This is a genomic window from Asticcacaulis taihuensis (genome assembly GCF_900100255.1).
Classification (GTDB): domain Bacteria; phylum Pseudomonadota; class Alphaproteobacteria; order Caulobacterales; family Caulobacteraceae; genus Asticcacaulis; species Asticcacaulis taihuensis.
This window is the reverse complement of sequence record NZ_FMTS01000007.1, coordinates 70279-90848: the sequence shown is the minus strand read 5'-3', so window position 1 is coordinate 90848 and position 20570 is coordinate 70279. Positions and strand designations below refer to the sequence as shown.

Genomic DNA, 20570 nt, shown 5'->3' with positions numbered 1-20570 from the left:
GCTCAGCCTGCACGGGACAGCCCTCGCTTCATGACCCAGTTCGATCTGCCCGCGTACCTGACCAACCTGGTTTCGGGCATCCATATCAACCCGCTCTATTCGCTGTCCGGTCTGCTGGTGGGTATCCTCGTCGGCCTGACCGGCGTCGGCGGCGGTTCGCTGATGACGCCGCTTCTGGTGCTGTTGTTCCATATCCACCCGGCTACCGCCGTTGGCACCGACCTGCTCTATGCCTCGATCACCAAGGGGGTCGGCACGGTCATTCACGGTTTCAAGAACACCATCAACTGGATGATTGTCGGCCTGCTCGCCCTGGGTTCGATCCCGGCCACGGCCGCCACCCTCTATGCCGTCCATTATTTCGGTAAGTCCGACGCCGTCTCCTACCTGATCACCCATGTGCTCGGCTACGCCCTCTTCGTTACGGCCGCCATGCTGCTGCTGCGCGGCCTCATCCACAAGCTGGCGAAAAAGCGCCAGGATAAGGCGATCGAGGAGCACAAGCCGCTCCATACCGGCCGCCGCGCCTTCCTGACCGTCCTGACCGGGCTGGTGCTCGGCTTCCTGGTGTCGCTGTCCTCGGTGGGCGCCGGCGCGCTGGGCGTTACCGCCCTGATCCTGCTCTATCCGCAATTGCCGACCGTAAAGATCGTCGGTTCGGACATCGCCCACGCCGTGCCGCTCACATTCCTGGCCGGTCTCGGCTATTTCTATATCGGCAATGTCGATTTGAGCCTGCTGGCCTCGCTCCTGACCGGCTCGATCCCCGGCATCATCATCGGCTCGATGTTTGCATCAAAGGTGCCGGAAAAGGTGCTGCGCGCCCTGCTGGCGGCGGTGCTTACGCTCGTCGGCTTCAAGCTGGTGACCGCCTGATATCTTCCCCCGGCAGATTCCGCTTGTGACGCCGCGGATTACCGTTAATCTGTGTTAACGGTCATTGACGACCAGGCTGGGGGGCTTATGCGCGTATTGTCAAACATCATGGCCGGACTTGCGGCGCTGGCGGTAGGCTTTTGCGCCCTTCCGGCCCTGGCCGCGCCGCCGGCGAGCAGCAGCGGCACGGCTGTTGCCATCATGCAGGCCACCGCCGCCACGCAGTCGGGTGATTGCGCCGCCGCCATGGCGCCGCTCAACCAGCTCTGGCACGATCCCTATCTCGAACAGAGCGATCCGAAACTGGCGGCGCAGTTCCGCTTTCAACTGATCGCCTGCACCGCTCAGCCTCAGGGCATTCCGGCCGCCCTGGCGCTTTCCGCCGAAAACATAACCCGTGCCTATGACATCAATGCCTATGACCTGCATGTCTTCCTGCAACTGATCGGCGGCAAGGGCGATGAGGCGACCGCGACGCTTAATGCCGCCCTGACACAGTTCCCGGCGCAGGCGCCTGACCTGACCGATATGAGCGTCATCGGTGTGCTGATCGCCAACCGTGAAAGCCACCCGGAGGTCGCCCAGGCCGTGCTGAACCGCCTTGAGGAAGGGCGCTGGCAGATCCACGATATTTCCGGCCGGCCGCTGATGGGGCTGCTGCGGCTCGAAGGTCTGCGCGCGTCGGTCAAGGCGGGTGATACGGTCCATGCCGACCTCTATCGCGCCGACCTGAAAAACGATGCGCCCTTCTACATCGTCAGCCAGGGCGATGGTGATATCAGTCAGGCCGCCGTGCCTGCCGAACCGGTCCGGCCGGTGCTCAACCGCGAGATCGAAGAGGTGAAGGCGGTCATCACGGCCAATCCGGCCAACCTGTCGGCGCTGGCCTATCTGATGCACCTGGAAATCACCAACGACCAGAACGCCCTGGCCCTGACCCAGCTTGGCGGCATACTCGATCTGGTCGATAAGTACGGTCTGGACAAGTTTTCATCGCCGGACGCTTATCCCGGATTGCTGACCACCACGGCCGAGCTTTATGCCCGCATCGGACGTTTCCTCGAAGCCGGCACGGCCTATGAGGCGGGGGCCAAGGCCCTGGGGCCGGAAAAATCGGCCGACCTGCTGCTCTCCTACATGAATTTCCTCGTCGATCGCGGGCAGGATACCGATGCCCTGGCCGTCAAAGGACGCATCACTGCGCCTGACGCTGCCCAGCAGGCGACGCTTGCCATGACCGAAGCCTGCGCGCGGGCCTATGGCGGTGACAAGGCCGGCTTCGCCGCAAGCATGGCCACGCTGTCCGGGCAAAACCTGATGCAGGTCAAGCCGTTGCTTTGTGCCGGCGACAGTGATAGCGCTGCGAAGGTTTTGATTGCCGCCATGGCCGATCCGGCGACGCGTGACACGATGATCGCCTTCATGCAGGAGGGCTTGCCGCCCATTTCCGTCAGCAACCGTGATGACGCCTTTATCTCGGCCCTGCTGGCGCTGAAAAAACGGCCGGATGTGCGGGCGGCGGCCGAAGCCAGCCATATCATCATCCGCCAATGGCCGGTACGGCTGAACTAAGGCTTTGCTGTCTCTGCGGCACTTCCTGCGTCGTCATCTATTTCAACCCGCACCAGATATCGACCGGCTTTTGCTGTGCTGTCTTCACATAGTCCTGGAAGACGCTGCACCCGATGCGGCCGGATGTGTCCTTCACGGTGATCTGCACCAGCGGGGCGCCGCCGGTAATATCCTTGACCCGATCCTTTGGCATCCCTGCGCCGGTCATATGGACGTTTTGGTCCGTGGCGCTGACCTTGACTGTGTCGGTACTGAATTCGATAACGCCGGCCGCCGTTGCCTGATTGGCGGTTTCGGGGCGCGGCAGGCCGTAATATTTTGCAGCAATGGTCACCTGTTTCAAAGTATCTGCCGCTTCCGGCTTGATATGCAGGGCGATATCATAGGCAAAATCAGCCGGTTTCGCTGCCACCGGTGGCGGCGCTTCGGCTGGCTTCGGCGAGCATTGTATCAGGGGCAACGCCATCAGGCCGGCGGCAATGATCTTCCAGGACATGACGCACTCCCTTTATCGCTTTCTTATATGTTCAAGCCAAATTGCGAACGCCGCTTTTATACTGTATTGGCGCAGGTGTCACAATTACGGTCCCTAGTGGCGACGTTTGGAAATATCTGGAGAAAACCATGTTCAAGCCGGTTCTCGCATTCACCCTCATACTGGCGCTGGCAGCCTGCAGTCCGTCCAAGCCCGCCGGCGACGCCGCATCCACCGCGCCCGCAGGCGGCATTTCCGGCGCCGGCGCCACCTTCCCTGCGCCGGTCTATGCCGCCTGGGCCGCCAAGTACAAGACCGAAGCCGGCACGACCATGAACTACCAGGCCATCGGTTCCGGCGGCGGCATCAAGCAGATCGAAGCCGGCACGGTTGATTTCGGCGCCAGCGACAAGCCGCTGAAGCCGGAAGACCTGGACAAGAACGGCCTCTACCAGTTCCCGACCGTGATGGGCGGCATCGTGCCCCTGGTCAACCTGCCGGGCATCGAGCCGGGCAAGCTGAAGCTGAGCGGCCCTCTGTTGGCCGATATCTTCCTCGGCAAGGTGAAAGCCTGGAACGACAAGGCGATCACGGCCCTTAACCCCGATCTCAAGCTGCCCTCGACGCCGATCACCGTGGTCCACCGTTCGGATGGTTCCGGCACCTCCTTCCTGTTCACCACCTATCTGTCGTCGCAATCGCCGGAATGGGCGTCCAAGGTCGGCGGCTCCGACGCCGTCGAATGGCCGACCGGCATGGGCGGCAAGGGCAATGACGGCGTCGCCGCCTTCGTCAAGCAGACCGTAGGTTCGATCGGCTATGTCGAATACGCCTACGCCAAGAAGAACGGCGGCACCTTCGCCCTGGTCAAGAACAAGGCGGGCAATTTCCCGCAACCGGCCGCCCCTTCCTTCTCGGCCGCTGCCGCCAGCGCCGACTGGAACCACGCGCCGGGCAACTACATGCTGCTGCTCGACCAACCGGGCGCCGACGCCTGGCCTTTGGCCGGCGCCACCTTCATCCTGGTCCACAAGACGCAGACCGATGCCGCCAAGGGCGCCGCCGTGCTGAAGTTCTTCGACTGGGCCTATAAGTCGGGCGATGCTGACGCCGGTTCGCTCGACTATGTGCCGATGCCGGATTCGGTGAAGACCATGGTTCGCCAGCAATGGTCGGCGGTACAGGCCGATGGCAAGCCGGTTTATACGGCGCAGTAAGTTTCCTGACGCTCAAATGAAAAACCCCGCGATCACAGATCGCGGGGTTTTTTAGTTTATAAATCCTCCCCTCCTAGAGGGGAGGTGGCGAGCAAGCGAAGCGCGTCGAGACGGAGGGGTAAAACCGGCGTCGAATATGGCGCTTGTGGCTGTTATCCCCTCCGGCGGGACTTCGCCCGCCACCTCCCCCTCCAAGAGGGGGAGACCTAAAGTCTTACACCAGCCCCGAACCCGTAATCTTCAGCACCGGCGTAAAGGCCGGCTTCGCGTCCGGCAGTTTCACGCTCAGTCCATCCATGCCCAGCTCGAATTTCAGCGGTTCGGCATGGCCCAACAGTTCGACCTTTTCAACCGTGCCCTTTCTCTGTGGAGAGCCCTCAGCCATGGAATAGATTTGAACGTAACTATTCTCCGGCCAGTCCTGCACCAGGGCATACAAGGCACCTGCTTTCGTGGTGAAGCGGATGTCCTCATGGCTGAACGGCTTGGCCTTCCATTCATCCATGTCGCCGGCCGCCGGCGGCGCGAACGGGCCTTCGCCGAAAATATCCCACGGACGGGTGGCGAAGATGGCCTCGCCATTGACCGCCATCCAAGCGGCCATATCGGCCAGGATCGCTTCTTCCTTCTCGTCGATCGAGCCATTGCCGCGCACCGGAATGCTCAGCAGCATATTGCCGTTCTTGGAAACCACGTCGGCCAGGCGCTGGATAACCTCCTTCGCGGTCTTGTAGCCATTGCGCTCATAGAGCGGCCGGTCATAGTGCCAGTTGCCGATACAGGTGCAGGTCTGCCACGGAATCTCGCGCAGGCGGTCGGAATAGCCGCGTTCGACATCCTCAGTGATGGCCTTGCGTTGCAGGTCGTTCAGGCGCTTGCCGGTGGCCACCACGTCGAGCTTGCCGTGCCACTTGTAGCTGGCATTGTAGTAATAGGCCGTGGCGTCGAGACCGGCCTGTTCCAGCGGCAGGGTGGTGTTGTCGAAATAGACGAGATCGGGCTGGTACTTGTCGACCAGGTCCTGTTGGCGCAGCGCCCATTTTTTCACGAAGTACGGATCGCCCGGTGGCACGGTTTCCGGCCACTGGCCGGAATGGCTGTCGTTGTAAGCCTGCATATCCTTGATGGTGGTGATCCCATCGGGCGGCACCAGATCGCCTTCGGGGCCGACATAGAGTTCGTGCGGATCGTAACCTTCCCACCACTTGCCCTTGCCGTCTTCCTTCTTCACGCGGTAGGCATCATAGCGCAGGCCGCGCGCCGGCCCTTCGGCATCATAGCCAAAGGCGGTTGCCCACCAGTGCCAGGCGTGGGCGCCGTGGTTGGAAACGCCGAAGCGCAAGCCTTGCGCCCGCGCCGCCTTCGCCCAGGTGCCGACCACATCGCGCTTCGGGCCAAGCTTCGTGGCGTTCCAGTCCTGGTACTTCGAATCGAACATGTCGAAATTGTCGTGGTGATTGGCCAGCGAGACGAAATACTTCGCGCCCGCCGCCTTGTAGAGCCCGATCAGGCGATCCGGGTCCCACTGGTCGACCTTCCATTGACCGATGAATTCCATGAAACCGAACTGCGCCGGATGGCCATAGGTCTTGACGTGATGGTCATAAACCCCGTTGCCCTGCTGGTACATCTGGCGGCCATACCAGTCGCCGTATTCGGGTACGCATTGCGGCCCCCAGTGCGCCCAGATGCCGAGCTTGGCGTCACGGAACCACTCCGGCGTCTGGTAGCTTTCGGCCAGCGACTCCCACGAGCCCTTGAAGGGTGCTTTCGGGGCAGCCTCAGCGGCGACGGGGGCGATAAAGGCGGCGCCCCCTGAAAACGTGGCGGTCGCGGAGGCCAGGAGGTGTCGGCGATTCAGTTTCATTGGCTGACTTTCAGTTCGAACGGCACGGCGGGCTGGTCATCGCCGCTGTAGAGGTTGGTGAAAGGCGCGTCGGACCAGGCATAACGCACTTTGATGGTTTCTTGGCCGGTTTCCGGCGAATTGGCGCCCTTGAGCACGACGCGGTTGCCGTCGACCACGGCGGTGACATAGCGGCAGGCATCCTGGGCGTCGCAGGCTTCGAACCCGATGGCGGTATCGGAACTGTAGGTTTTCAGGCCGTTGTCGGCATAGCGGAAATTGACCACGAGGTCGGGGCCTGCACGCGTAACCGAAATGGCTTCCGGCCCGGTCGGGGCAACGGCCTGTCCGAAGACGAGATGATCAACCGCGCGGGCAGCGCGCAGGCCGATGATGTTCTTCTGTGTCGGGTGGATATCGCTGCGGTCGCCGAAATCATGGCTGACGATCAGGGCGGCGTGCGGATCGGCGTCCACGGTCAGGCGCTGGGCTTCACGCAGTTCCGCCCATTGAGAGACGCCGGGGGTGGTGGAAACCGAGCCATAGCTCGAAAGCTGCACGATCAGCATGGGCAGGTCGGGCGCGGCAAAGCTCTTGCGCCAATCGGCCATCAGCATCGGCAGCAGGGTGCGATACTCAGTGGCGGCATCGGCATTGGATTCGCCCTGATACCAGGCCGCGGCCTTCACCGTATAGGGCGCCAGCGGTGCGGCCATACCGTTATAGAGGGTATTGAGGCTGGTCGGCACATCCCAGGGGGCTGCGGGGATCGTCAGGCCTTTCGCCGCCATGCCGGTCTTGTAGGTCCAGTCAGCGGAGAGCGGAATGGCCTGGCCGTCGCTGGTCTTGACGAAGCGCATATCGGGCGTCCCGGTCAGACCGCCACTGCCCAGTATACGCAGGACGATGACATTTTCCCCGGCCTTGAAGACGCCGGCCGGCACCTTGTAGTCACGCCATACCCAGTTGATGCCGCTGCTGCCGACCCATTGGCCGTTGACCCAGGTGGTATCGAAGGTGTCGACGGGCCCAAGCGTCAGTTCATTGGCCTTGGCGGCCTGATCGGCAGTGAGTGTCACGCGGGTGCGCAACCAGACCACGCCATCGAAGGCCTTGAGATCGGCGGCATCGCCGTCCTTCCAACCGCCGGTGACTTTCAGGTGCGACCATCCGGAATCGTTGAAGGCCGGCGAAATCCAGGCCCGCTGGGTCTTGGCGGATTTGTCATGCGCGTCCCACCAGGCTTCCTGGGCTTTGGCATGGGCGGCCTGGGCCTTTTCGGGGCTTGCGCCGTACTGCGCCACCGCATCGACGCCGGCGGTATAGGCGGGAAGGGTGCGTAAGGCGGCCGGGCTGATCCAGCTCTGGATGGTGGTGCCGCCCCAGTCGGTGCCGATAAAGCCCACCGGCACCTTGTGTTCCTTTTGCAGGGCCTTGCTCATATAGTAGCAGACGGCCGAGGCATCTCCGGTGGTGTCCGGGCCGGCCACCTTCCAGACGGGCACGGTTTTCAGGTCATCGCGCGGGGCGGCCGCGCTGTCCTTCTCGATATTGACGAAGCGGAGATTGGGGTTGGCCGAGGCGCCGATCTCGCCCCAGGCGCCGGTCGAGAGGCGCGCCGGAAATTCCATATTGGACTGGCCGGAGCAGAGATAGACGTCGCCGATCAGGATATCATTGAGCGTTGTGGCCCCCTGTCCGTCGGAAACCGTAAGCGTGTACGGGCCGCCGGCGGTCAAGGCGGGTAGGGCGGTTTTCCACTTGCCGTCGGCCCCGGCCGTGGCGCTGGTGGTCTGGCCGTTGATGGTGACGGTCAGGGCGGCATTGGGCGCGGCGGTGCCCCAGATATTGACCGCCTGATCGCGTTGGAGCACGGCATGGTCGCCAAAGATGCGGGCAAACTGCGGTGCGGTTTGCGCCTGAGCAGCGAAAGACAGGGTGGTCAGCAAGCCCGTGGTCGCGACCAGGGTGATGATTCGGCGGATATCGGGCCGCATGGCGGGCTCCCTCGCTATATTTTGTTTGCGGCGCGCTCTTACCGGCGCCCGGTGTTATAGCGTCAAATTATCGCCCGATTTTCAAGTGTTTTTTGTATGATATTTTCGTTTGCTAAAATATTTTCATTCGTGAAATTTGATGAAATCAGTTGCCTCGGAGACCGGTTTTGCTCATTTATTTGCCAAGAAAGCGATTGCATCCTATAGATTCGCAAATAACGGAATAGAACGGGGTACTGGGTTTGGCGCGCAAGGTCGGTCGGCGAGGGGGCAATATCGTCACCATTCATGATGTGGCGCGCCATGTCGGCGTCTCCCCGATGACGGTGTCGCGGGTTATCAACGGCGAAAAAAACGTCCGCGAGGAAACCCGCGCCAAGGTGATGGCCTCGGTCGAGGCCCTGAACTATTCGCCTAACCTGGCCGCGCGGTCCCTGGCGACGCAGGATTCGGCGCGCATCGGCTTGCTCTATTCCAATCCCTCCGTCGCCTTCCTCAGCGAGTTCCTGCTCGGCATTCTGTCGGAAAGCTCGCAAAGCGGCGCGCAACTGCTGATCGAAAGCTGTGAAGGCCCCGAAGGCGCCACCGCCGCCCTGGAAAAGATGAAGGCCGCTGGCTGCGATGGGGTCATCCTGTCGCCGCCACTCAGCGATTCCACGCGGGTCGCCAAGATATTGCAGGACATGAAGATGCCCTTCGTCGGCGTGGCCATGGCCAGGCCTGACCCGAACGTCTCCTGCGTCACCATCGATGATTTCAAAGCCGCCGGCGCCATGACGCGTCGCCTGATCGAACTGGGCCACCGTGATATTGGTTTCATCAAGGGGCACCCGAACGCCTATGCCAGCCAGATCCGTTATGACGGCTTTGCTGCCGCCATGGAAAAGGCCGGCCTGAAGATCGATCCCGGCCATGTGGCGCAGGGCTATTTCACCTATCGCTCCGGCTTCGATGCCGCCGAGCGGATGCTGAGCCAGAAGGTGCGCCCTACGGCTATCTTCGCCTCCAATGACGATATGGCCGCCGGCGCCGTGGCTTCCGCACACAGGCTGGGCCTGGAAGTGCCGGAAAAGCTGACCGTGGTGGGGTTCGATGATACGGCCATGGCCTCCAGTGTCTGGCCGGAACTGACGACCGTGCGCCAGCCGATCTCCGACATGGCCGGGCTGTCGGTCCGACTGCTCCTCGATCAGATCAAGGGGCACCGTTCCGGCCGTCCGTTTGAGGCCGTGCGCGAGGTCCGGGACTTCTCATTGATCGAGCGTCAGTCGTCCGCCGATATCGGAAGCGCTTCCAGTTGATTTGCGCGGATAAAATTATATTTATGGGCAGGAAATAGTGTATTTCTGCTTGACATAAGTGGCTGTCTGCCAGATTGGTAGCGCTAACAAACAGGCTGTGACCTGCGAAGGTTTAATGACGGCTGCAAACGGGTAGAGAAGACGCGGATGAGGTTATCCGCCCAAGCATTGAAGGATTTAGTGAGATAATGCCTGATTTTCTGCCTGTGGACTGGCGTGAAGCGACGCTTATTGGCCGCATCGAGACCGCTGACGGTCCGACGCCTATCATGATCAAAAACGGCGAAGTGTTCGACATGTCGCCGATCGCGCCTACCGTTTCACAATTGCTGAAGGTCTGGCCTGAAGCCGGCGTGCCCGAAGGCGGCCTGCCGTTCGGTGGTTTCGAGGATTTCGAATTTTCCAAAACCTGGACGAAGGACGGCTCGGCCGCCCATCGCACCGGCAACCAGCTTCTGTCCCCGATTGATCTGCAATGCGTGAAGGCCGCTGGCGTGACTTTCGCCGTCTCAGCCGTTGAGCGCGTGATCGAAGAGCGCGCCCGTGGCGATGCCGACAAGGCCCAGGCTATTCGCAACGACCTGGCCGAGCGCGTCGGGGGTGATATTCGTTCCGTCAAGCCGGGTTCGGAAGCGTCGGCGCGCCTGAAAGCCGCCCTGATCGCCGATGGCCTGTGGTCGCAATATCTCGAAGTCGCCATCGGCCCGGACGCCGAGGTCTTCACCAAGTCGCCAGTGCTGTCATCGGTTGGCTGGGGCGATGAGGTCGGTGTGCGTTCTGATTCGACCTGGAATAATCCGGAACCGGAAGTCGTCATGGTCGTCACGCCGGAAGGCCGTGCCGTCGGCGCGACACTGGGCAATGATGTCAACCTGCGCTGCTTCGAGGGGCGCTCCGCTCTCTTGCTCGGCAAGGCTAAGGACAACAACGCCTCCTGCGCGCTTGGTCCCTTCATCCGCATGTTCGACGACAGCTTCACCATCGATGATGTGCGTAACGCCGTACTTGACCTCAAGATCGACGGCCCGGAAGGCTACGAACTGGTCGGCCGCTCGACCATGAGCGAGATCAGCCGCGATCCGCTTGACCTGATTGGCCAGGCGATGAGTGAGCACCACTATCCGGATGGCTTTGTCCTGATGCTCGGCACCCTGTTTGCGCCGACCCAGGACCGCGATACGCCGGGTCGGGGCTTCACCCACAAGGTGGGCGACGTCGTCAAGGTATCGTCGCCGAAGTTCGGCTGCCTGGAAAACCGCGTGACGACGTCGAAGGATGCCCGCCACTGGACTTTCGGCATCGCTGACCTGATGCAGAACCTGGCCGATCGCGGCCTGCTGAAGGCGCGCAACAGCGAACAGAGCCATAAGAAAACCGCTTAAAAATTACCTCAGAAGATACCTCCTGCAAAAGTGAGTACAGTCCCTATGACTACCCCCGCGCCGTCTGCCATCTATCCCAGTCTCAAGGGCCGCAAGGTGTTGATCACCGGCGGCGGCTCCGGCATCGGCGCGGGGCTCGTCACTGGTTTCGTCCGCCAGGGCGCGATCGTGCATTTCATCGACCTGGTCGATGATGTCAGCGCCACGCTCGATACCGGCGTGCTGGGTCAGAAGCCGGTCTTCCACAAGTGCGACCTGACCGATACGCCTTTGCTGGAAAAGACCCTGGCCGCCATCCTGGCCGACGGCCCGATCCACATCCTGCTCAATAATGCCGCGCGCGATGACCGTCATTCGCTGTCGGAAGTGACCTCGGAGTTTTTCGACGCCAATATCGCCGTCAATCTCAAGCACATGGCCATGTGTACCCGCGCCGTGGCGCCGGGCATGAAGGCAGCCGGCGGCGGCGCCATTCTCAATTTCGGCTCGATTTCATGGCATCTCGGCCTGCCGGACCTGGTGCTTTACGAAACCGCCAAGGCGGCGATCGAGGGCTTCACCCGCGCCCTGGCCCGCGAACTGGGGCCCGACAATATCCGCGTTACCACCATCATTCCCGGCAATGTGAAAACCAAGCGTCAGGAAAAGTGGTACACGCCGGAGGGCGAGCGCCAGATCGTCGAGGCGCAGTGCCTGCCAGGCCGCATCGTGCCGGAAAACGTGGCAGCCTTGGCCATGTTCCTGGCGTCGGACGACGCCGCGCTCTGCACCGGCCACGGTTACTGGATCGACGCCGGCTGGCGGTAGATTTGTTGCAAAGCTTCTCTCTTGTACCTCCCTGATTTGTCGGGGAGGGGGACCGCACGAGCCGCGAAGCGGTGAGATGTGGTGGTGGGGTTTCTTAATTTCAAAGAGACAAACATGACCGACCTATTCCAACCCACCTGCGTCTGGGATTTGAAAGCCACCCTTGGCGAAGGACCGGTCTGGTCTGCGAAGGACCATGCCGTGTGGTTTGTCGATATCAAGAAACAGCACGTTCATCGCTATGATGTGACGACCGGCGGCCATCAGACCTTCAACGCGCCCAGCCCCTGCGGCTTCATCGCGCCCAAGCAGCGCGGCGGCTTCATTGTCGGCTGCAAGACGGGTCTTTACGATTTCGACCCTGTTTCCGGCGCCTTCGCCTTCCTGAGCCATGTCGAACCCGGCCTGCCCGGTAATCGCCTGAATGATGGCTATGTCGATGCGCAGGGGCGCCTGTGGTTCGGCTCGATGGATGACGATGAAAATCATCCGACTGGCAAGCTCTATCGTTATGACGCGCGCGGGCTGAAGATGATGGACGATGACTATGTCATCACCAATGGCCCGGCGGTCTCTCCTGATGGCCGAACGCTCTATCACAACGACACCCTGAAAAAGATTATCTTCGCCTTCGATCTGAGCGCTGACGGCCACCTCTCAAACAAGCGTGTTTTCGCGCAACTCGATCAGGAAGCGCCGGCCGATGTCTCCAGCCCGGTCTGCTACGCCGGCGACTTTGCGCGTCACAGTGAACATGGCGACGGCTATATGGACGGCCCGGTGGTCGACAGCGCCGGCAATGTGTGGAACGCGCTCTTTTTCGGCTGGGGCGTCAACTGTTACGCGCCGGATGGCCGCCTGATCCGCCGCGTCAAATTTCCGGTGTCCAATGTCACCAAGATCGCTTTTGGTGGGCCGGACCTGAAAACCGTCTACGCCACCACTGCCGCCAAGGGCTTGAGCAACGAAGACCTGCAAAAGCAGCCTTTGGCCGGCGGATTATTCACTTTCCAGACCGATATCGCGGGCTTGCCGCAGAACGAGATCAGCCATGTCTAAACGTATCCCCGCCACTCCCAATGGCCGTTTCCGGTCTCAGGAATGGTTCGACGCCCCCGGCCATATCGACATGGCGGCGCTCTATCTGGAGCGCTTCATGAACTACGGCCTCACCCCCGACGAATTGCGTTCGGGGCGACCGATCATCGGCATCGCGCAATCTGGCAGCGACCTTTCGCCGTGCAACCGCATCCATATGGAACTGGCCAAGCGCACCCGCGAAGGCATCCGCGACGCCGGCGGGATTTGCATGGAGTTTCCGGTTCATCCGATTTTCGAGAACTGCCGCCGCCCGACGGCCGCCATCGATCGCAACCTGTCGATGCTGACCCTGATCGAGATTTTGCACGCCTATCCGCTCGATGCCGTGGTCCTGACCACCGGCTGCGACAAGACCACGCCTGCCGGTATCATGGCCGCCACGGCTGTCGATATCCCGGCCATCGTGCTTTCCGGCGGACCGATGCTTGACGGCTGGAATGACGGTGAACTGGTCGGTTCCGGTACGGTCATCTGGCGGTCGCGCCGCGCCCTGGCGGCGGGTCAGATCACCGAGGAGGAATTCTTCGATGCCGCCCTGGCTTCGGCGCCTTCGGCTGGCCACTGCAACACCATGGGTACGGCCTCGACCATGAACGCCGTCGCTGAAACCCTGGGGCTTTCGCTGCCCGGCTGTTCGGCCATTCCGGCGCCTTACCGCGAACGCGGTCAGATGGCTTATGAAACCGGCCGCCGTATCGTCGAAATGGCCTATGAAGACCTGAAGCCATCGAAGATCCTGACCAAGGCGTCCTTCACCAATGCCATCGCCATGGTGGCGGCGACCGGCGGCTCGACCAACGCCCAGCCACACATTGTGGCCATGGCGCGTCACGCCGGCGTGGAGCTGAGCGATGCCGACTGGATGCAGGCGCACGACATTCCGCTGATCCTCAACATGCAGCCTTCGGGCAAGTATCTTGGTGAGCGTTTCCATCGTGCCGGCGGCGTGCCGGCCATCCTGGCCGAACTGCTCGATGCCAACCTGATCGATGGGGCGGCGGCTACGGTTACCGGCAAATCGATCGCTGAAAACAATTCCGGCAAGAACAGCAGGGACCGGGAAATGATCCGGACGGTCGCCGATCCGATCATGGAACGCGCCGGCTTCATGGTGCTGAAGGGCAACCTGTTCGATTTCGCCATCATGAAAACCTCAGTGATCTCGAAGGAATTCCGTGATCGCTATCTCAGCGAGCCGGGTAACGAAAATGTCTTTGAATGCAAGGCGGTCGTATTCGATGGCTCGACTGATTATCACAACCGCCTCAATGATCCGGCGCTTGGCATCGATGAGCGCACCATCTTGGTGATCCGTGGCTCCGGCGTTGTCGGCTGGCCGGGTTCCGCCGAGGTGGTCAACATGCAGCCGCCCGACGCCCTGTTGAAACGCGGCATCACTTCCCTGCCGACCCTGGGCGATGGCCGCCAGTCGGGCACCTCGGACTCGCCGTCCATCCTCAATGCCTCGCCGGAATCGGCGGTAGGCGGCGGCCTGGCCTGGCTCCGTACCGGCGATATCATCCGCATTGACCTGAACAAAGGCACCTGCGACATGCTGGTCGAGCCCGATGTTATCGAAACACGCAAAAAGGACGGTTTGCCGCCGGTGCCCGAAAGCCAGACGCCGTGGCAGGAAATCTACCGCGCCACGGTATCGCAACTGCACACCGGCGGCGTGATGGAGCCAGCATTGAAATATACGAAGATCGCCGAAAAGTTGCCCCGGCATAATCACTGAGAAATCAGGTGGATGTTTTGGGATGCCGTAGGTCGCGTCAGTGATTATGGCAAAATGAAAAATGTCCATAACAATTAAACAGGCAGAAGGGATGGTGCGGTGCGTCATCCCTTCATCATTGTTAGCGTTAACAGTTTTCGCGTGTAACCAGGCGAATTTTCGCCTAAGTTATTAGATTGTATCGCTCTTTTCGGTCACTATGCTTGCGCAAAAGCCAAGAGCGAATTAAGGTTTTATAAACGCGCAGATAACACCGGACACAGGGAAAGATCCGGCGAGGGCGCGTCAGGTTAGGGAAGGCGGACATGTCGTCCGCTCACAAGGGAGTTTTAGGGGTATGTCCTCAACAACCAAGTCCGTGAATATGGGACTGGTCATGGGTCTCGCCATCGGCGCGGCCCTGGGCGGTCTTTTGTTCGGTTACGACACCGCCGTCATTTCCGGCGCCGTCGAAGCCATCGATCACAATTTCGTCCAGCCGCGCACCGAACTGAGCGAACTGGCCCGTAACGCCATGACCGGCAATGCCGTCGGCATCGCCCTGTGGGGCTGTTTCCTCGGCTCGCTGATCGCCGGTCCGCTGGCCACCGCCATCGGCCGCCGTTCGGGCATGATGATCGCCGCCGTGCTGTTCTTCATCTCATCGATCATGGCCGGCTATCCGGAACTGGGCCTGGGCCCGATCGGCGGCATGGGGCCTGACGCGCTCACCCCCTTCATGGTCTATCGCTTCCTCGGTGGCTGCGCTATCGGCATGGCCTCGCTGATTTCACCGCTCTACATCGCCGAAATCGCCCCGGCCAAGCAGCGCGGCCTGCTGGTCACCTTCCAGCAGATCGCCATCGTCGGCGGCATGTTGCTGGTCTATTTCGTCAATCTGAAAATCGGCGAAATGGGTGACGATGCCTGGGTTCTGGCCACCGGCTGGCGCCACATGCTGGCCTCTTGCGCCATTCCAGCCGCCCTGTTCTTCCTGGCTGCCTTCTTCATGCCGGATACCCCGCGTTGGTACGTCATGAAGGGCCATGAAGAAAAGGCCATGAAACTCCTCACCTCGCTTGATGGTCCCGAAGTCGCCAAGGATACCATGGCGGAAATCAAGGACAGCCTCAAGGAACATTCCGGCAAGCTCTTCTCCTTCGGCGCCGGCGTTATCGTGGTGGGCGTGCTGCTCTCGGTCTTCCAGCAGTTCGTCGGCATCAACGCCGTGTTGTATTATGCCCCGCTGATGTTCAAGAATATGGGCTCCGGCACCGATACGGCCCTGCTGCAAACCGTGATCGTTGGCGCCGCCAATGTGCTGTTTACCCTAGTCGCCACCGTCACTGTCGATCGCTGGGGCCGCAAGCCGCTGCTGATCCTCGGTGCCCTGATGATGGCTGTTTCCATGGCGCTGCTGGGCTATTTCTTCCAGACACATACCGAAGGTACGGCGCTGCTTTACGCCGCCATCTTCTATATCGCCGGCTTCGCCCTGTCGTGGGGACCGGTCGTCTGGGTGTTGCTGTCGGAAATGTTCCCGAACTCGATCAAGGGACCGGCCATGGCCGTCGCCGTCGCCGCGCAGTGGATCTCCAACTATATTGTCACCGCCTCGTTCAAGGTGGTCGATGGCGATACGGCGATCAATGCGGTCTTCAATCACGGCCTGAACTATTACGTCTACGCCGCCTGCTCGGTCCTGGCCGCGCTGTTCGTGTGGAAGTTCGTGCCGGAAACCAAGGGCAAGACGCTTGAGGCCATTGAAAGCCTCTGGAAGAAGTCCTAAAAGACTGCGGGGCGGCGCAAGGGAAAGGCGCCGCCCTTTGTTTTTCAGTTAAGCGATAAGCGCTCAAGCGGCGATAGCGGTAGCGCAAACAAAAAAGAGATAAAATGCTGCGCTTAAGCTCCGGCGATACCCTTCTCGACATAAACCCCGATGTGGCGGGCAGTATTTCGCGCCTGACCCGTAAGGGTGTCGATGTTATGCGCCCGACGCCGGAAGGGGCGACGGATGCCCTGCAAACGGCCTGTTTTCCACTGGTGCCTTTCTGCAACCGCATCCGCAACGGCAAATTTGTTTTCGAGGGCCACAAGGTTCAGCTCCCCCCCAATCTCGGCGACGGGCACCCGCATCCGCTGCACGGCCAGGGCTGGCGCCAGCCGTGGCGGGTCATCGAGGCGACCTCATCGCGCGCCGTCCTGGGCTATCACCATTTCGCCGATGAATGGCCGTGGGAATATGAAGCGACCCTGATCTACGAACTGCGCAGCGAGGGGCTGCGCGCCTTCCTCAATGTCAAGAACCTGTCGAAAGCGACCATGCCTGTGGGCCTGGGCTTTCATCCCTATTTCAACCGAAAGCCGGACTCGCGCCTGAAGGCGGCGGTGGATGGCGTGTGGATCTCCGACGAGGAGACCCTGCCGCGCAACTGGCACGCCGGCGTGCTGAAAAAGGACTGGACGCACGGCGACACGGTGGCGCACGAGATAACCATCGATAATGCCTATACCGGTTTCAAGGGCCGTGCCGAAATCTACGAAGGCGACCGCCTGACGCACACGATGCGCGCCTCGCCGGATTGTCACTGGCTGCATGTTTTCGTGCCGGTGGATGGTGATTATTTCTGCATAGAGCCGGTCAATCACATGCCCGATCCGTTCAACCAGCCGAATTCAGGGCTGAAATGCCTGAAACACGATGAAACGGCGATGGTGTGGATGGATATCGCTTTCCACGGCTAAACGCGGTTCTTTTTCCCCGTGGCGGCGTCACGGAGGGGAGGTCGGGGGGCGCTTGCTCTGTCGAGTAACGGGTCAAGGGGCTGTGCCCCTTGCTAGTTGATCCAGCCGCCGTCGATAATATGAATCTGGCCGGTGGTGAAACTCGATTCATCCGAGGCCAGGTAGAGCGCCAGATTGGCCAGTTCGCTCGTCCGGCCCAGGCGTCCCATGGCCTGGCGGGCATTGAATTCGGCATATGCTTTGTCGAAATCACCGGTATCGCGCAGGCGCTGGAGCAGGGATGGCGTCTCCACCGTGCCAGGGCAGATAGCGTTGCAGCGGATGCCTCGCATGACAAAATCGGCGGCCACGGCCTTGGTCAGGCCGATGACACCCGCCTTGGTGGCGCCATAGGCGAAGCGGTTGGGAACGCCCTTGATCGAGGAGGCGACGGACGACATGTTGATGATCGAACCGCCGCCAACTTTCAGCATATTCGGCAGGATGGCGCGGATCATGCGGTACTGCGCCGTCACGTTGAGATTAAGCGCGAACTGCCACTGATCCTCGTCGCAATCGAGAATGGTGCCGGCATGGACGACACCGGCGCAATTATAGAGCACGTTCACTTCGGGAAATTCGGAAGCGATGGCCTTGACCGCATCAGCACTGGTAACATCGAGCGCGCGCGTCGTGGCGCCCTCAAGCCCGGCCAGGGCCTCGGCATTGATGTCGGTTGCGATGACAGTGGCGCCTTCCTTCAGGAAGAGTTCCGCCGTGGCGCGACCGATGCCCTGCCCGGCGGCGGTAATCAAGGCGGTCTTGCCGGTTAAACGTCCCATTCAAAAACTCCATATTCATATTCTCCAATACTCAAAAATCCTTTTGAGTATTGGCAAGTGCGACCGCACGCCGCCCACTTTTGGGCGAGCCACGCGGCTCTTGAGCTCTTAAAAAGCTTGCTTGCCCCGAAGAGGTAAGCAAGCCGGACCAACCGGATCGAACGTCTTGTAGGTCAGGATGAATTCCTGGTGGCCCATCTGTTCGCTCAAGGTTTGCTCGCCGGCCGCCACGCGCAGCACCCGGTCGGTGATCTCGGCGCCGACCTCATCGAGCGTGGCGCGGCCTTCCATGATGCGGCCGGCATCGATGTCCATGTCGCCTGACAGCTTGCGGTAGGTTTCCGGATTGGCGCAGACCTTGATGACCGGCGAAATGGCCGAACCGACCACCGAACCGCGGCCGGTGGTGAAGAGCGTCAGATGCGCCCCGCTGGCGATCATTTCGACGATCTCGGCATTGTCGGAGATATTGGGGAAGCCGAAGCGCGGCTCGCCATCGGGCACTACGTCCAGCAGGTAAAGACCACCGGAGGGAGGTACGTCACCCGGCTTGATGATGCCGCAGATCGGCGCCGAGCCCGACTTGGAATAGGCGCCCATCGACTTCTCTTCCTGGGTGGTCAGGCCGCCCTCGGCATTGCCGGGCGCGAACGAGCCATAGCCCATGATGGTGTAATATTTCTCGGCCTTGAGCACTGAAGCTTCCAGTTCGGCGCCGAGTTCGGGCGTGATGGCGCGCGAGGCCATGATCTTCTCGCAGCCGACCAGTTCGCCGGTTTCCTCGAAGATGCAGGCAGCGCCGGCGGCGCCCAGGGTATCGAAGGCGCGGCCGACTGCCGGATTGGCGGTGATGCCTGAGGTGCCGTCCGAGCCGCCGCAGATGGTGCCTATGACCAGTTCGGAGACGCTCATGTCGCCGCGCGGCGTCTGGTTGGCGATGGTCTGGATGCGGCGAACAGCCTCGACGCCCTTGCGGATGGTTTCCAGCGTGCCGCCCTCGTTCTGGATGACATAGGTCTCGACCGGTCGCCCGGAGCCTTCGATGTGATGTTTGAGGGCCTCGCGGTTGAAGCCTTCGCAACCCAGTGACACGAGTACTGCGCCGCCGACATTGGGATGGGTACACAGGGCTTCCATCATCTTGTAGGCGTAGTCGTTCGGATAGCATCCGGGGAAGCCGATCAGATGGACTTCGCTGTCGTCGCACTTGCTGACGATCTGGCGCGCCACATGGTGGGCGCATTCGACCAGATAGACGACGCAGATGACATTGCGGATACCCTTGCGGCCGTCGGGACGCAGCCAGGCCTGGAACGGTGTATTAGTGTCCCCAATCCTAGTGACCATGACCGGTGACCTCGCGCGTATGACTCTTGATATAATCGCTCTGCATATTGTGCATGTGAATGTGGGCGCCGCGGGCGGCATCTGTCTTCATCGAGCCGATGGGGGCGCCGTACTTGATGATCTTTTCACCGGCCTTCAGGTCGCGGCGGGCGATCTTGTGGCCGACTGTGATCTCATCGGGGAGAACGACAATGTCGCCGTCCAGCGTGATCGACTGGCCGCGGAAGGCGTGCTGGCGGCAGACCAGCACATTGTCGTCCGGATGCAGCAGGATGAAGGGGCCGGTATTCATGACAGCACTCGTGTTTTCGGTATGGGCGCGCGGTCGTGCAGCAGGCCACCGGTTTTAAGATCGTCCCACAGGGCGGATGGAATATCCTGCGCCAACAGGGCCACATTGCCGGCCACCTCGGCGGCGTCGGCCATGCCCGGAATGACGCAGGCCACAGCCGGATGGGCGAGCGGAAATTGCAGGGCGGCGGCGGCGAGCGGCACGCCATGCGCGGCGCAGGCTGCTTTCAGTTCCGTGACGCGGTCGCAGATTTCCGGTGGCACGCGTCCATAATCATAATGATCGCCACCTATCAGGATGCCGGAATTGAACGGGCCGCCGACGATCACCGAAACGCCTTTTGCCTCACACAGCGGCAGGAAGCTATCAAGCGCGCCCTGTTCCAGCAGGGTATAGCGGCCGGCCAGAAGCACAACATCCAGATCGGCATGGACGAGGACTTCTTCGCAGACCTGCCATTCATTGACGCCGAGACCGATCGCCCCCACCAGTCCCTGGGCCTTCAGGTCCTGCATGGCGCGCAGGCCGCCATCCAGGAAGGCTTTCATGTGGCCCGCGGCGTCATCGCCATGCGTCACTGTGCCCAGGTCGTGGGCCAGCAGGATATCGATTTTTTCACGCCCCAGGCGCCTCAAGCTGCTTTCGAAAGACCGCATGACGCCGTCATGGCTGTAATCGAAGACGGGCTCGAAGGGGTCGCCATCGATGAAGCCGTGGCGCTCGGTGCCGGCCGGGGGGGGCGCCACCGGCGTCAGGACACGGCCGACCTTGGTGGAAAGGGTGAGGCTGGGTTGGCCGGCAAGCGACTTTCCGAGGGTTTGGCCGACGCGGCGTTCCGAAAGCCCCTGGCCATAGTGCGGTGCGGTGTCGATATAGGCGATGCCGCTGTCGAGGGCGGCCTGAAGGCAGGCTTGCGCCGTGTCGTCGGGAATGGCGCGATAGAGATTGCCGAGCGCCGCGGCGCCGAAGCCAAGCGCCGTCACCTCGACGGAGGTCGAGCCCAGCCTGCGGCGGGGAATGGGGTACGCGGTCGTCAATTTGCGGCGTCTGCTCTGGTCTGTTTAAGTTTGAAAT

Annotated in this window: 17 protein-coding genes; 10 read left to right on the top strand and 7 right to left on the bottom strand. The window is 61.4% G+C overall.

The features are described 5' to 3' along the window. Positions 1–30 precede the first annotated feature (30 nt). Together BLO49_RS15640 and BLO49_RS15635 are read left to right on the top strand one after the other, a co-directional pair. Positions 31–876, top strand: a complete 846-nt coding sequence (locus BLO49_RS15640) for a sulfite exporter TauE/SafE family protein (RefSeq protein WP_090650301.1) — start codon at positions 31–33, stop codon at positions 874–876. 87 nt (positions 877–963) lie between these two features. Next, a complete protein-coding gene (locus tag BLO49_RS15635; protein WP_090650299.1) occupies positions 964–2448 on the top strand; it encodes a hypothetical protein in 1485 nt (494 codons plus the stop codon). 37 nt (positions 2449–2485) lie between these two features. Here BLO49_RS15635 and BLO49_RS15630 read toward each other — a convergent pair whose 3' ends face one another. Continuing rightward, complete coding sequence (locus BLO49_RS15630; protein ID WP_090650298.1) at positions 2486–2944, bottom strand: hypothetical protein; 459 nt, start codon at positions 2942–2944, stop codon at positions 2486–2488. A gap of 128 nt (positions 2945–3072) precedes the next feature. Here BLO49_RS15630 and pstS point away from each other — a divergent pair, with 128 nt between their 5' ends. Then, complete coding sequence (gene pstS / locus BLO49_RS15625) at positions 3073–4140, top strand: phosphate ABC transporter substrate-binding protein PstS (RefSeq protein WP_090650296.1); 1068 nt, start codon at positions 3073–3075, stop codon at positions 4138–4140. Positions 4141–4354: 214 nt separating this feature from the next. Here pstS and BLO49_RS15620 read toward each other — a convergent pair whose 3' ends face one another. Further along, a complete protein-coding gene (locus BLO49_RS15620) occupies positions 4355–6007 on the bottom strand; it encodes an alpha-L-fucosidase (protein ID WP_090650294.1) in 1653 nt (550 codons plus the stop codon). Continuing rightward, positions 6004–7983, bottom strand: coding sequence for a sialate O-acetylesterase (locus BLO49_RS15615; protein ID WP_090650293.1), 1980 nt, complete (start codon positions 7981–7983; stop codon positions 6004–6006). Before BLO49_RS15615 ends, BLO49_RS15620 begins: the two co-directional genes overlap by 4 nt. A 242-nt stretch (positions 7984–8225) precedes the next feature. Between BLO49_RS15615 and BLO49_RS15610 the strand changes: the two genes are divergently transcribed. From BLO49_RS15610 to BLO49_RS15580, 7 genes are all read left to right on the top strand, one after another. Then, positions 8226–9284, top strand: coding sequence for a LacI family DNA-binding transcriptional regulator (locus tag BLO49_RS15610; protein ID WP_090650291.1), 1059 nt, complete (start codon positions 8226–8228; stop codon positions 9282–9284). A 188-nt stretch (positions 9285–9472) separates the two neighbouring features. Further along, positions 9473–10666 (top strand): fumarylacetoacetate hydrolase family protein, encoded by a 1194-nt coding sequence (locus BLO49_RS15605; RefSeq protein WP_090650290.1) that lies wholly within the window; start codon positions 9473–9475, stop codon positions 10664–10666. Positions 10667–10711: 45 nt separating this feature from the next. Beyond that, positions 10712–11473: a D-xylose 1-dehydrogenase gene (xylB, locus tag BLO49_RS15600; RefSeq protein ID WP_090650288.1), complete on the top strand. Its 762-nt coding sequence runs from the start codon at positions 10712–10714 to the stop codon at positions 11471–11473. Positions 11474–11587: 114 nt separating this feature from the next. Then, positions 11588–12532, top strand: coding sequence for an SMP-30/gluconolactonase/LRE family protein (locus tag BLO49_RS15595; protein ID WP_090650286.1), 945 nt, complete (start codon positions 11588–11590; stop codon positions 12530–12532). Further along, on the top strand, positions 12525–14312 hold the full coding sequence (locus BLO49_RS15590) for an IlvD/Edd family dehydratase (RefSeq protein WP_090650285.1): 1788 nt from the start codon (positions 12525–12527) through the stop codon (positions 14310–14312). Before BLO49_RS15595 ends, BLO49_RS15590 begins: the two co-directional genes overlap by 8 nt. A gap of 337 nt (positions 14313–14649) precedes the next feature. After that, positions 14650–16080 carry a sugar porter family MFS transporter gene (locus tag BLO49_RS15585; RefSeq protein ID WP_090650283.1) on the top strand — a complete coding sequence of 477 codons (1431 nt, stop codon included), beginning with the start codon at positions 14650–14652 and terminating at the stop codon, positions 16078–16080. A gap of 104 nt (positions 16081–16184) precedes the next feature. Next, positions 16185–17036: an aldose 1-epimerase gene (locus BLO49_RS15580; RefSeq protein WP_090650282.1), complete on the top strand. Its 852-nt coding sequence runs from the start codon at positions 16185–16187 to the stop codon at positions 17034–17036. Between the two features lie 92 nt (positions 17037–17128). On the opposite strand, the gene BLO49_RS15575 is transcribed toward BLO49_RS15580, so the two are convergent. The 4 genes from BLO49_RS15575 to BLO49_RS15560 all read right to left on the bottom strand — a co-directional run bounded on the left by BLO49_RS15575 (position 17129) and on the right by BLO49_RS15560 (position 20533). After that, positions 17129–17857 (bottom strand): SDR family oxidoreductase, encoded by a 729-nt coding sequence (locus tag BLO49_RS15575; RefSeq protein WP_090650281.1) that lies wholly within the window; start codon positions 17855–17857, stop codon positions 17129–17131. 108 nt (positions 17858–17965) lie between these two features. After that, positions 17966–19204, bottom strand: a complete 1239-nt coding sequence (locus BLO49_RS15570) for a UxaA family hydrolase (RefSeq protein WP_090650280.1) — start codon at positions 19202–19204, stop codon at positions 17966–17968. Beyond that, entirely contained in the window at positions 19194–19496 is a 303-nt protein-coding gene (locus BLO49_RS15565; RefSeq protein ID WP_090650279.1) for a UxaA family hydrolase, read from the bottom strand. Before BLO49_RS15565 ends, BLO49_RS15570 begins: the two co-directional genes overlap by 11 nt. Then, on the bottom strand, positions 19493–20533 hold the full coding sequence (locus BLO49_RS15560) for an aldo/keto reductase (protein ID WP_090650277.1): 1041 nt from the start codon (positions 20531–20533) through the stop codon (positions 19493–19495). The genes BLO49_RS15565 and BLO49_RS15560 overlap by 4 nt, the downstream gene beginning before the upstream one ends. Between the last annotated feature and the right edge of the window lie 37 nt (positions 20534–20570).